This window comes from Longimicrobium sp. (assembly GCF_036399255.1).
GTDB lineage: Bacteria > Gemmatimonadota > Gemmatimonadetes > Longimicrobiales > Longimicrobiaceae > Longimicrobium.
Map to the genome: position 1 here is coordinate 65,688 of NZ_DASWNM010000076.1, position 13,224 is coordinate 78,911.

Sequence of the window (13,224 nt, forward strand, 5' to 3'; positions counted from 1 at the left end):
TGCGGGAGTGCGGGAGTGGTTCCGCTCCGGATGATGAGGTGCGAGGGGCGCGCCCCCTCCGGGCTCGCATTACTCGCCCACCTCCCCCAAAACTGCTGGGGGAGGTTGGGGATGCGGACGGACCGCGGCTCGACGACTTGCACGTGATCGCGCCGGCGGGGTGCCCCTCCCTGCTCGTTCCTCGCGGAGAGGGGAGAATTCGGGCGCGCTCCGACAGGCCGCCACCTGGCCGCTTCCGCCTAACCCACCACGTGGCAGCACTCACCTTACCGGGAAGCGGCCTGTCCGCGAAGGCGGACGTCGTGTAGTTGTTGCAGCGAATTCATTCGCCCTTGCAGGCGGCCCAGCACCCTCCGACCCCGCCCCTTTCTGCCCCTCCACGTCCACCCTAAACGACCGTTCCGCGGAGGTGGGTGTACACGGTAGCTTCAACCATCCACAAACACCATCCGCCCGGCCCTGACGCGCGCATGCTGAACGCGGTTCCCGTCGACGCACCCCCGATCGACCTTACGCAGCTGGACCGCCTGATCGGCCAGGTGGAAACCGTGTTCCGCGGCAAGCGCGAGACCGTGCGCCTGTCGCTGGCGGCGCTGCTGGCGCGGGGCCACCTGCTGTTCGAGGACATTCCCGGCGTGGGCAAGACCACGCTGGCCCGCGCGCTCACCGCCGCGCTGGGGCTGGGGTTTCGCCGCATCCAGTTCACCAGCGACCTGCTGCCCTCCGACGTGCTGGGCGTGAGCGTCTACAACCCGCGCACGCACGAGTTCGAAACGCGCCCCGGGCCCATCTTTACCCACGTGGTGCTGGCCGACGAGATCAACCGCGCCCCGCCCCGCACGCAGAGCGGCCTGCTCGAGGCCATGCAGGAGGGCCGCGTGACCATCGACGAGCGCAGCTACGACCTGCCCAGCCCGTTCCTGGTGATGGCCACGCAGAACCCGCTGGAGCAGCACGGCACCTATCCGCTCCCCGAAAGCCAGCTCGACCGCTTCATGATGCGCCTCTCCATTGGCTATCCCGACGCGGACGAGGAGCGCAGCGTGGTCCTGCAGTCGGCGGGAGGAACGGATTCCATCGATCGCATTCGCCCCGTGCTGGACGCCGCGTCGGTGCTGGCCCTGCAGGAGCGGGTGGATACGGTGCACGCCGACGCGTCCATCGTGGACTACCTGATGGCCGTCGTGCAGGCCACGCGCACGGAGCCGCGCTTTCGCGCCGGCGCCAGCACCCGCGGCGCCATCGCGCTGCTGCGCGCGGCGCGCGGATACGCGCTGGTGGACGGCCGCGAGTTCCTGGTTCCCGACGACGTGCGGCGCCTGGCGATCCCCGTGCTTGCCCACCGCCTGCTCCCCGCCGGCGCCTCCGCCGCCACGGGCGAGGCGTACGGCGAGGCCGTGTCGGTGCTGGAAGAACTCCTGGGCCGGATCCCGGTGCCGGTGTAGGGCCCAGACCCTCCCCCGGCGGCGCCCGAGAGCGCGCCACCCCTCCCGCAAACAGCGCGGGAGGGGGATAAACGTCGCAAACGCCTCCGGAGCGCTTCGGCGGGGGGTGGCGCGAGGGGCGGGCGCCCCCTCCGGGCTCGCATTACTCGCCCACCTCCCCCAAAACTGCTGGGGGAGGTTGGAGTGAGACGCAGGCTGCCGAAGCGCGATCGAATTCTCCCCTCTCCGTGAGGAACGAACGGGGAGGGGCCGGGGGAGGGGCACCCCGTCGGGCGCCAGCGCGATGCCGTTCGCCATCACTCCGCGTTGTCGGCGTACCTCCCCCCGCAGTTTGGGGGGAGGCCGCGAGGAACGAGCGGGTGGGGGCGCGCCCCTCGCACGCCATCGCCCGGAGCGGATACACTTTCGCACTCTCGCACTTCTTTCATCCGTTGACCTCCCGCACTCACGCACTTCCGCACTCCCGCACTTCCCCCCTCCGCCGACGCCTCCGCCGCTGGATGCGTCCGCCGCGGCGGCTGCGGTTTTCGCGCGCCGGTTGGTTCTTCAGCGGGGGATCGGTGCTGCTGGGCGTGGCCGCCATCGGCACGGGGAACAACCTGCTCTTTCTGATGCTGGGAGGGATGCTGGGCTTCATCACCCTCAGCGGCTGGCTCAGCGAGCAGATGCTGCGGCGGCTGGAAGTGCGTCGCCGCGTCGCGCGCGCCACGGCGGGAGCGCCGTCGCGCATCACCTACGAGGTGCGCAACGGCAACCGGCGCCTTCCCGCGTTCTCCGTGGAGGCGGGCGAGGCGCGGTCCGAGGCGCGCGGGTGGATTCCCGTCATCGACCCCGCCGAAAGCGGGACGGCGCGCGCGGAGACGGTGTGGGAGACGCGCGGCGTGTATCCGCTGAAGACGGTGACCCTTTCGACCTCATTCCCGTTCGGATTGTTCGTGAAGGAGCGCGACTTCGACGTGCCGGGCGAGGTGATCGTCTGGCCAAAGACGGATCGTCCCGTGCGCGAGCCGCGCCTGGCGGGCGAGCGCGTGCGCAACGCGGGCGAGGCGTTCGCCGGCAGCGCGGGCGCGCGCGGCGAGTACCGCGGCCTGCGCCCCTACCGCCCCGGCGACGACCCGCGCGACGTGCACTGGAAGACGACCGCGCGCGTGGGGCACCCCGTGATGCGCGAGTACGAGCGCGACCGGTCTCGCGCCCTCTGGCTGTGCCTGGACCTGCGTGCGGAGGAGGGGGAGATGGCCGAGGTGGCGGTGGAGATCGCCGCCGGGCTGGCCGCCGCCGCCGTCCGCCGCGGCGACGCCTTTGGCCTGGCCACGCAGGACGGGCGCGTGCGCCCCGGCGCGGGCGGCGCGCAGCTGGAGCGCGTGCTGGACGCACTGGCCCGCGCCCGCTTTCGCGCGGACGCGCCGCGCCTGGAGCCGCCCGTCCCCCCGGCCGAGTGCGTGCTGGTGGCCGCGGGCGCGCCCGGCGCCGGCTGGGGCGACGTGCTCACCGCCGCCGCGGGGGGACGATGAGCACGGGAATGATCGGCATCGCCCTGCTGCACCGCCGGCTTACGGCCGCCATGTCGCTGGCCGCGTTGCTGGCCTTCATGGCCGGCGCGGGCGCGTCCCCGGAGGCGCTGGTTGCGGCGGGCGCGCTGGCGGTGGCGTGCTTTCGCCTGCCGCCGCCGGAGTGGAGCGTCTGGATCGAGCGCATCGCCAAGGCGGTCATCCTGGGGCTGTGCGGGTGGATGCTGTACGTGGCGTTCGTGCTGGGCCAGGACTTCATGCCGGCGGTGATGGCCATGCTCCTCTTCCTCCTGGGCGCGGAAAGCCTGCGCTCGGTGGACGCGAAGAACGATTCGCGGCTGTACCTGCTGGCCTTCGCCCTCCTTCTGGCGGCGACGGCGTACTACCCGGGACTGGGGTTCGCGGCGGCGTTCATCGCCTTCATCGTCCTCTCGACCCTGGCGCTGATGGTGGGCTACCTGCGCCGCCAGTCGGAGCGCTTCGGCATGCCGGGGGTGCGGCTGGGGCGGCGGATGATGACGACCATCGCGGCGCTTTCGGCCGTCACGCTGCTGGCCAGCGCCACGCTGTTCGTCGTCTTTCCCCGCCTGCCGCGGCAGTGGAATGTGCAGGGGCGCGCCGGCGCCGGCGACATGATGGTGGGCTTCAGCAACGAGGTCCGGCTGGGGCAGCACGGCGGGCGCATCGTGGGCAACCCCGAGGTGGCGTTCCGGGTGGAGTTCCCGGATTCGGTTCCGCAGCGGACGGGATCGCTGTACTGGCGCGGCCGCTCGTTCGACCACTTCGACGGCGAGCGGTGGACGCGGACGCGCGGGCTGATCGCGCCCCGGTCGTCCCCCGACTTCTACGGCCGGCGCTGGGGCGGGCAGACGCGCACGGTGCGCATCTTTGGCGGCCCGCCGCAGGCCAGCGTGCTCTTCGGCAACCATCCCATCCTGGCGGTGCAGCCGCGCTCGGCCATCCGCGTGTTCCAGGACTACACCGGCGACGTGCGCTACGGCGGCAGCGACGCGCCCGTCTACAACGTCACCTCCGGCGTCCCGCGCCCCTCCGAGCGCGCGCTTCGGGCCAGCGACGGGCCGGATCCGGTCACCGTCGCCGCGTACCTGCAGCTGCCCCGGGGGCTGGACCCGCGCGTGGGCCGGCTGGCGGACTCCATCACCGCGGGATTGACGGCGCGCATCGACTGGGTGCGCGCCATCGAATACTGGCTCAGCACGGAGCTGTCGTACACGCTGGACCTTCCCGAGACGCGCGCGGACGCCACGGTGGAGGGCTTTCTGTTCCGCCGCCGCGCCGGCCACTGCGAGTACTTCAGCACGGCGATGGTGATGATGCTGCGTGCCGCCGGCATTCCCGCGCGCAATGTGACCGGCTTTCTGGGCGGGGAGTGGAACGCGTTCGGCGACTACCTGGCGGTCACGGGGAACGATGCGCACGCCTGGGTGGAGGCGTGGTTCCCCGGGCTGGGATGGGTGCCGTTCGATCCCACCCCCGCCGCCCGCAACGCCGCCGTGGCGCTGGGGACGGACGATGGATGGCTGGGCTCCGCCGGGCTGTGGTTCGACGGGATGGAGCACCGCTGGTACAAGTGGGTGCTGGACTACAACCTCGAAAAGCAGATCGGCCTGTTCAGCCGCGTGGGCGACCTGTTCTCGCGCGATGATTCGCGGGGGATGGACGGCGGCGGCACCCGCGGCGCCCCGCGCGGCGTGGCGGTGGTGATCGCGCTGGGCGTGCTGGCCGGCCTGCTCTGGTCCGCCCGCCGCTGGCGCCGCGCCCCGCTGACGGAGGCGACGCGCGCCTACCTGGCCCTGCGCCGCGCGTACGCAAAGGCGGGGATCGGCGGCGGCGGCGGGCCGCTGGACTTCGCCGAGCGGCTGGCGCGCGACGGCTCGCCCGGCGCCGCGCCGGCGGCGGAGGTGGTGCGGCTGTACGTCCGCGCCCGCTTCGGCGCGCAGGACGTGGGCGAGATCGGGCGGATGCGGATGCGGCAGGCCCTGGACGACGCCCGCGCCGGGCTGCGCGCCTCCCGGCGAAAGCCCGCGCGCCTGGCCTAGCGGTCGATCCAGATTCCGAGCCCCCAAAAGAGGGCCTCAGAGGGTGTTGCTAAACCTCGAATCCATAATGAAGCGGTGACTTCCTGAGGGAGCGCACCACGTGTAACTAGAAGTCACACAACAGGTTGTGCGCGACCGAAGGACCTCGTCTCGGTGGCGCAGGGGCCAGATCAGGGCACGGAACCAGCCTCGTCGTCCTGCTGGCGAGGTCCTTCGGTCGGCGCCAAGGTGCAGTGTACAAGCGAGTTACAGGGCGGCGCCTCCCTCAGGAAGTCAATCACGCTGGGAGGTTTGGCAACACCCTCTCGCGCAGTGACGCGGAGGCGCGGAGAGGGGGCGGCCGACGCGTATCTCCGCGTCTCTGCGTCTCTGTGTGAGGCTTGTCGCCGGGAGGGCGGATGAGCGGAACCTTGCGCGCTCCCGCGCGTACGAAGCAGTGCCCGTCTTGCGGGAAGCATTCTGAAGGTGCGCAACGAGACCGTTGACGCCCGTGAAACCGCGACGTACCTTGTGCGCCCCGATGCCGCCCCGCGGCCGGTCACAGATCACTTTACTGGCTCGTTTTACCCACGATGACGTTCGCCCCGCGCCAAGGATGCAAAGAGCTGCCCGGAATCATCCGGGCACGGCTTTGCGTACGCATGGGGGCGGCAGGCGCCGGAAGAGGCGGTTCGGAGAGCGCGTAGCACGCAGGTGCACGCGCGCCAGCCGCCGCCCGACGCCCCAGAGCGCCGGGCGGCTTTGTTTCCCCCCGGCAGACCTTTTGCAGAATTGATCCGGTTCGCGCTTCCTCACGGGGGCGCCCCGAAAGCGGCTGATGAGCACGAAAGACAAGGACATGGCAACGACCACGCGAAAGCCGGCGCGGAAGCGGAAGCGGGCGGCGCCCAGCCTGGAGTCGGGCTTTGCCGTGGCGGCCGAAGACCAGTCCAGCCTGGACCAGTACCTCAAGGAGGTCAGCACGCACTCGCTGCTGACCGGCCCGCAGGAGATCGAGCTGGGCAAGCGCGCGCAGGCCGGCGACGAGATCGCCGTGGCCGAGCTGGTGCGCGCCAACCTTCGCTTCGTGATCTCGGTCGCCAAGAAGTACCAGAACCGCGGCGTCTCGCTGGCCGACCTCATCCAGGAAGGCAACGTGGGCCTGGTGACGGCCGCGCGTAAGTTCGATCCGGACCAGGGGGTAAAGTTCATCTCCTACGCCGTCTGGTGGATCCGGCAGGCCATCCTGAGCGCCCTGGCCAACCAGGGGCGCAGCGTGCGCGTGCCGCTGAACCGCGCCAGCGACCTAGCCAAGATCTTTCGCGAGCGCGAGCGGCTCAAGCAGGAGCTTCGCCGCGACCCCAGCCCGCAGGAGCTCAGCGAGGCCACCGGCCTGTCGGTCGACATCGTCGAGAGCCTGCAGACGCTGAACGCCGCCGAGATTCGCCTGGACGCGCCCATCGGCGACAGCGACGACAGCCAGCTGATGGACCGCTTCGTGGCCGACAGCGCCATCGAGACGGAGGACGAGGTCGAGGAGCGGCTGCTCTCCGAGCGCATCGACAAGGCGCTGGGCACGCTGCAGCCGCGCGACGCCAAGGTGCTCAAGCTGTACTTTGGGCTCGAGGGCGGGCGTGAGCACACGCTCGAGGAGATCGGCGACATCCTCGGCGTGACCCGCGAGCGCATTCGCCAGCTTCGCGACCGCGCGCTCAAGCGGCTGCGCGAGGGCGAGATGGGCGAGGCGCTGGCCAGCTTCGCCTGATGTCCGGCTCCGTCCGTTCGTACTGCATCGACGGCACCTCTCCCTCGGGAGGGGTGCCGTCCTGCTTTCCGGCCGGGCCGGCCTTCCGATCAACGCACAATCCTTTGTTCCAGACGATGGATCCATGCTGAGCGGGACGGTGCTGCAGGGGCTGGGCGGCGTGTACGAGGTGCAGACGCCCGAAGGCGTGGTCGAGGCCGTGCTGCGCGGCCGCATCAAGCGCGACGAGCGCACGGGCGCCAAGGTGGTGGTGGGCGACCGCGTGGACGTGGACGAGGAGCGCGCCGGCGAGGACACGGTGTGGGCCATCGTAAAGGTGCACGACCGCACGACGGTGCTGGCCCGCCGCGCGCCGGGGAAGGCGCCGCGCCCCAAGGCCATCGTGGCCAACGTGGACCAGGTGCTCATCGTCTTCGCGGCGGCGCACCCCGATCCCCACCTGCGGATGCTGGACCGCTTCCTGGTGATCGCGGCCGACAGCGACATCGCGCCGCTCATCATCGTCAACAAGACCGACCGGGCGGGGATGGACACCGCCCGCGCCATCTTTGCCCCGTACGAGCGGGCCGGGTACCCGGTGGTCTACACCTCCGCCAAGCAGAACCTGGGGGTGGACGCGCTGCGCGACGCGCTCTGCGGGCGGCTCTCGGCGCTGATGGGGCCGTCGGGCGTGGGGAAGAGCAGCCTGCTGAACGCGGTGCAGCCGGGGCTGGGGCTTCGCGTGTCGGCCATCAGCGAGGCGGTGAACAAGGGACGCCACACCACGGTCACGGCGCAGCTGATTCCCCTGGAGTGCGGGGGATGGGTGGCGGATACGCCCGGGTTGCGCGAGCTGGGGCTGTGGCAGGTGGAGCGCGACCAGCTGCAGTTCTACTTTCCCGAGTTCGAGCCGCTGCTGGGCGGCTGCCGCTATCCCACCTGCACGCACACGCACGAGCCCGGCTGCGCGGTCCACGCCGCGGCCGAGTCGGGCGAGATCCACTTTGGCCGCTACGACAGCTACCGCCGCATGTTCCTGGGCGAGGACGAGGAGTAGCCCCGCCCCAAAAGCCCGGCAACGACATTGGGGTACAGAGGAACAGAGTCAGACAGAGGAAAGCCTGTCCTCTGTCTGACTCTGTTTCTCTGTACCCCAACCTTCTTTTTCATGGCCTGAATCCGCAACGAAAGCCCGCGCATCATCTTGCAAAGCCTTGTAGATGATGATCGTGCACTGTACGCACTTGCGGTGCGCTCCTTGCGAGAGTTGCCGCGCGAAAAGCGCAGTCCTCCCGCCCACCTGGTTCGCACCGCATGAAGCTGGTCATCTTCGGGCTGACGGTCAGCTCGTCGTGGGGAAACGGCCACGCCACGCTCTGGCGCGGGCTGCTGAAGGCGCTTGCCGCGCGGGGACACGACGTGGTGTTCTTCGAGCGCGACGTGCCCTACTACGCCATGAACCGCGACCTGCACGCGCTGGCGGACGGCACGTTGGTCCTTTATCCCGACTGGACGGAGAACCTGCCGCTGGCCCGTGCCCACCTGGCCGACGCGGACGCGGCCATGGTCACCTCGTACCAGGCGGACGCGGTCGCGGCCACGGAGCTGGTGCTGCAGTCCAGCGCGGCGGTGCGCGTGTTCTACGACCTGGACACGCCGGTCACGCTCGACGCGCTGCAGAGCGGAAAGGACGTGGCGTACGTGGGCCCGCGCGGGCTGGCGGACTTCGACCTCGTCCTGTCGTACACGGGCGGGGATGCGCTGCGGCAGCTGCGGACCCGGCTGGGCGCGCGGCGGGTGGCGCCGCTGTACGGCCACGTGGACCCCGACGTCCATCGCCCCGTGCAGGCGGTGGAGGACTTTCGCGCGGACCTGTCGTACCTGGGCACGTACGCCGAGGACCGGCAGGCGGCGCTGGAGCGGCTGTTCATCCAGGCCGCGCGCCGGCTTCCGGAGCAGCGCTTTCTGATCGGCGGGGCGCAGTATCCGCAGGAGTTTCCCTGGGCAAACAACATCTGGTTCGCCAAGCACCTGCCGCCGGAGCGGCACCCCGCCTTCTTCAGCGCGTCGCGGTTCACGCTGAACGTGACCCGCGCGGCGATGGCGCGGATGGGGTGGTGCCCCAGCGGCCGTCTGTTCGAGGCGGCGGCGTGCGGGTGCCCGGTGATCAGCGACGCGTGGGAGGGATTGGACGCCTTCTTTCGCCCCGGCGAGGAGATCGTCATCGCCCGCGACACGGACGACGTGGTGCAGGCCATGCGGATGCCCGACGCCGAGCGCGGCGCGCTGGCCCGGCGGGCGCGCGAGCGGACGCTGGACGAGCACACCTCGGCCCGCCGCGCGGCGGAGCTGGAGGGGCTGCTGGACGCGGCGTTCGGCGCGGCGGAGCTGGCCGACGAGGCGGTGGAGTGGGGGCAGGCAACCGTGGCGGAGGGCTGAGCGGATGTGGGGAATCGTCCCGGCGGCGGGCGCGGGAAGCCGCATTCAGCCGCTGGCGTTCAGCAAGGAGCTGCTCCCCGTGGGCAGCCGCATGGACGACGACGGCGTGGAGCGTCCCAAGGCCGTCAGCGAGTACCTGGTGGAGCGGATGATCCGTGCCGGCGCGGACAAGATCTGCTTCGTCATCTCCCCCGGAAAGCACGACATCGTGCAGTACTACGGCGGGGGATTCGGCGCGGCGCACGTCTGCTACGCCGTCCAGCCCAAGCCGGCGGGGCTGTGCGATTCCATCTTCCGTGTCCTGCCCCTCATCCCCCCGGCGGAAGACGTGCTGGTGGGGCTGCCCGACACGGTGTGGTTTCCGGACGACGGGCTGTGCGCGCTGCCGGACGGCATCCTCAGCTTCCTCCTCTTTCCCGTGGACCGCCCCGAGTTCTTCGACGCGGTGGTGACGGACGACGAGGGGTGCGTGCGCGAGATCCAGGTAAAGCAGCCGGGCGCGGCCACGCACTGGGTGTGGGGCGCCTTCAAGCTTCCCGGGTGGACGCTGGGCGAGCTGCACGAGTTGTGGCTGGAGCGCGGCAAGCAGGACGAGTACATCGGCACGCTGGTGAACGCGTGGCTGGCGCGCGGCGGCCAGGCGCGCGGCGTGCGCGCGGGCGAGGCGTACGTGGACGTGGGCACGCTGCACGGCTACCGCGAGGCGATTTCGGTGCTGGCGGACAGGGAGAGCCCGGTAGCGAGTACCTAGTACCTAGTACCGAGTGATGAAGTATCGGGGTGCTTCCAACTAGGCACTAGGCACTAGGCACTAGGCACTTGATACTCGGCACCCCCGGCACTGTCCGCTCGACACACAACTTTCCATCGGAGACATGACGTTGATCTCGCCCCTTTCCGCCCCGGCGGACATCGAACGCAGGGTGCGCGAGCTGGGCCCCTGGTTCCACAACCTGGACCTGGGCGGCGTGCGCACGGCGCCCGACCACTTTCTGGGCGACTATCCGTCCATCAAGTGGGTGAACTTTGCCCACGCGGTGCCCGAGGACCTGACGGGCAAGTCCGTGCTGGACATCGGCTGCAACGCCGGCTTCTACAGCATGGAGATGAAGCGGCGCGGCGCGGAGCGGGTGGTGGGCATCGACAGCGAAGACCTGTACCTGAACCAGGCCCGCTTCGCCGCCGAGGTGAACGGCATGGACATCGAGTTCCGCAAGATGTCCGTCTACGACGTGGCGGACCTGGGCGAGAAGTTCGACTTCGTCATCTTCATGGGCGTGCTGTACCACCTGCGGCACCCGCTGCTCGCGCTGGACCTGCTGCACGAGCACGTGGTGGGCGACCTGATGCTCTTTCAGTCCATGCAGCGGGGCTCCACGCAGGTGGACCCGGTGCAGGCGGACTACGATTTCTGGCAGCAGGACCACTTCGACAGCCCCGGCTATCCGAAGATGGCCTTCATCGAGCACCGCTACTGCAACGATCCCACGAACTGGTGGGTGCCCAACGCGGCGGGGACCGAGGCCATGCTGCGCAGCGCGGGGTTCGAGATCGTGAAGCACGCCGAGCAGGAGGTCTACCTCTGCCGCCGCGGGCGCATCACGGACGGTGAGCCGCGCGCGGTGTACCCCTCCCGGGGAGGCGGCGGCCGGTGATCGAAGCGGTGATGGTCTGGAACGAGCCCAACAACACGTCGCACTGGGACTTCGGCATCGATCAGGGCTGGCACACCTTTGCGGCGATGGCCCGCGCCACGGGCGAGGCGGTGCGGGCCGAGAACGCGTCGGTCAAGCGCGTGCTGGGCGGCGTGTCGCCCATCGACCCGCGCTTTCTGGCGCACATGGCGGGGCTGGGGGTGCTGGAGCAGATGGACGTGGTGGCGGTCCACGGCTTTCCGCTGGACTGGAACCTGTGGAGCATCGAGGACTGGCCCGACAAGCTGGCCAGCGTGCGGGCGGTGACCGACCGGCCGGTGTGGGTGACGGAGGTGGGGATCAGCACCTTTGCCGGCGACGCGGTGCAGGCCGAGGGGCTGCGGCGCACGGCCGACGTGCTGCGCGGGAAGGCGGAGCGCATTCACTGGTACAGCCTGTTCGACCTGCCGCAGCAGTGGGAGGCCACCACGCGCCACAAGCAGCGCGAGGGCTCGTCGTACTTTCGCCACTTTCACATGGGCCTGGTGCGCGAAGACGGCACGCCCAAGCCGGCCATGCGCGACTTTGCGGCCATGGGCGGCGAGCTGGGCATCTGCCAGTGGTTCCATTACGAGGACCACCGGCTGGACGACGCCGTGCGCTGGCTGCGGGAGCTGGGGGTAAAGAAGCTGCGGACGGGGCTCAGCTGGAGCGACGACCACCGCGACGGGTCGCTGGCCTGGTTCGACCGGCAGATGGCGGCGCTGGAGGAGTTCGAGGTGACGGTGACGTTCTGCTTTACCCCCGAGCACAAGGGCGTGGTGCCGCACTACACCAGCCCCCCCCGCGACCCCGCCGAGTTCGTGGACTTCTGCGCACGGATGGTTCGCCGCTACGGCTGACGATTGTTCCTCACACAGAGTCAGCAGAGTTAGCAGAGGACTGGCACTCTGCTAACTCTGTTGACTCTGTGTGAGGCCTTCTTCTTGTGATTTCGCTCATCCGAGATGGAAGCGTTCGAGCGTGCCGCGGACGGGCTGGCCGCTTCACTTCCGCAGACCCGCTGACGTATGCGGGGGATCGTACGCGGACTTGGCGTGCTCCTCCTCGCATTCGCCGCCGGGTGCGGGACGGAGAGCGGGAACACCGGAGCAGAAAAACGTCCTGAACTCAGCCGCAAGCTGGTGGAGGTGACGTGGCGAGAGCGGTGGATCGCCGGCGGGGAGGAAGGCGACACGACGGTGCTGATTCCCGTTGCGGCGGTGGGCGACGCCGAGCGGGTGTACGTCCTGGAGCCACAGATGCACCGGGTGGTGGCGCTGCGAGCGAGTGATGGCGCCGTGCTCTGGAAGGCGGGTGGCGAAGGCGGCGGCCCGCGGGAACTGCGTAGCCCCACCGCGCTCTCCATGGACAAGGACGGGAACGTGCGGGTGATGGACCAGGGGAACGGGCGGGTGGCCGTGCTGACGCCCGCCGGCACCTTTATCCGCCACGTCCCCCTTCAGATGGTGGGATACCCGAACGGCCTGTGCGCACTGGACGGCGGCAGCGTGCTGGTCGCCCCGCTGGTCACGGAACATCCGCTGGTGCGCGTCTCTCCAGACGGAAAGGTTCTCCAGCGGTACGAGCTTCCATGGCCGGACCTTGCTGATGCCGGCTCGCTCTCTACGCAGGGCGACCTGGAGCGGGACGGCGACGGCGGGTGCGTCTACGCCATGAGCAAGGGCCGGGGCTTCGCCACTTTTCGTGAGGGCAAGCTTGCGGCGCACGACTACGTGGAGTGGTTCGACGTGCCGTCCACCGAACGCACGGGCGATCCGCGCGCCGGCCGCCGGCAGGAGACGGTGCCGGAGGGGTCGCACGCATCCCAGGGAGTCGGCGTGGGCGAGGAGGGGATCGCCGTGGGCTTCTCGGGAAGGACGAGCGACGCCGGGCGGCTGATCGACATCTATGACCGCGAGACCGGCGCATACACGCACACGTACCGGGCGCCGCGCTGGTTCAGCTGGATGGGGCGGGCGGGCCCGCTGTACGTGTTCATCACCCGCGTGAACGGATATCCCGCGGTGGTCGCGGCGGAGCCGATTGTCCAGTCCGGCAAGGGCGAATGAATTCGCTGCAACAAGCACACGAAGTCCCCCCTGCGGGGACTGGAAAGTCCGGGGTAAGATCCGAGCCCCGTGCACGTGGCGGGGCTCGCTGGCCAAGCCCGAGTCGTGCACTACCGCCGTCGGCACCCCGAACCCTGCAGTCCGCGAAGGCGGCCTTCGTGTAGTCGTTGCAGCGAATTCATTCGCCCTTGCGGCCAGGCTCACGGGGCAGCCAGGGGCTCACCCATGTCTCGTGCCGACCGCCACGAAAACACCCTCCCCCGCGCATCCGCGGGAGAGGGTGTGACGTTCAAGCTCCGGT

The 13,224-nt window shown here is 70.1% G+C and carries 10 protein-coding genes; all 10 read left to right on the top strand.

The window, feature by feature from the left end; translation table 11 throughout:
* Positions 1 to 470: 470 nt before the first annotated feature.
* The 10 genes from VGC13_RS12410 to VGC13_RS12455 all read left to right on the top strand — a co-directional run bounded on the left by VGC13_RS12410 (position 471) and on the right by VGC13_RS12455 (position 12,923).
* Positions 471 to 1,445 (top strand): MoxR family ATPase, encoded by a 975-nt coding sequence (locus tag VGC13_RS12410; protein WP_331125582.1) that lies wholly within the window; start codon positions 471 to 473, stop codon positions 1,443 to 1,445.
* 500 nt (positions 1,446 to 1,945) lie between these two features.
* Entirely contained in the window at positions 1,946 to 2,959 is a 1,014-nt protein-coding gene (locus tag VGC13_RS12415) for a DUF58 domain-containing protein (RefSeq protein WP_331125583.1), read from the top strand.
* Positions 2,956 to 5,016, top strand: a complete 2,061-nt coding sequence (locus tag VGC13_RS12420; protein ID WP_331125584.1) for a DUF3488 and transglutaminase-like domain-containing protein — start codon at positions 2,956 to 2,958, stop codon at positions 5,014 to 5,016. Before VGC13_RS12415 ends, VGC13_RS12420 begins: the two co-directional genes overlap by 4 nt.
* Positions 5,017 to 5,833: 817 nt before the next feature.
* Entirely contained in the window at positions 5,834 to 6,760 is a 927-nt protein-coding gene (locus VGC13_RS12425) for an RNA polymerase sigma factor RpoD/SigA (protein WP_331125585.1), read from the top strand.
* A 124-nt stretch (positions 6,761 to 6,884) separates the two neighbouring features.
* The gene (rsgA, locus tag VGC13_RS12430) at positions 6,885 to 7,796 is read left to right on the top strand and encodes a ribosome small subunit-dependent GTPase A (RefSeq protein ID WP_331125586.1); all 912 of its coding nucleotides are present in this window, start codon (positions 6,885 to 6,887) and stop codon (positions 7,794 to 7,796) included.
* Between the two features lie 257 nt (positions 7,797 to 8,053).
* Positions 8,054 to 9,178, top strand: a complete 1,125-nt coding sequence (locus tag VGC13_RS12435; RefSeq protein WP_331125587.1) for a CgeB family protein — start codon at positions 8,054 to 8,056, stop codon at positions 9,176 to 9,178.
* Between the two features lie 4 nt (positions 9,179 to 9,182).
* Complete coding sequence (locus tag VGC13_RS12440; RefSeq protein WP_331125588.1) at positions 9,183 to 9,929, top strand: nucleotidyltransferase family protein; 747 nt, start codon at positions 9,183 to 9,185, stop codon at positions 9,927 to 9,929.
* A gap of 130 nt (positions 9,930 to 10,059) precedes the next feature.
* Positions 10,060 to 10,833: a TIGR04290 family methyltransferase gene (locus tag VGC13_RS12445; protein ID WP_331125589.1), complete on the top strand. Its 774-nt coding sequence runs from the start codon at positions 10,060 to 10,062 to the stop codon at positions 10,831 to 10,833.
* Positions 10,830 to 11,714 carry a glycosyl hydrolase gene (locus VGC13_RS12450; protein ID WP_331125590.1) on the top strand — a complete coding sequence of 295 codons (885 nt, stop codon included), beginning with the start codon at positions 10,830 to 10,832 and terminating at the stop codon, positions 11,712 to 11,714. Before VGC13_RS12445 ends, VGC13_RS12450 begins: the two co-directional genes overlap by 4 nt.
* Before the next feature lie 288 nt (positions 11,715 to 12,002).
* Entirely contained in the window at positions 12,003 to 12,923 is a 921-nt protein-coding gene (locus tag VGC13_RS12455; RefSeq protein WP_331125591.1) for a hypothetical protein, read from the top strand.
* Positions 12,924 to 13,224 lie beyond the last annotated feature (301 nt).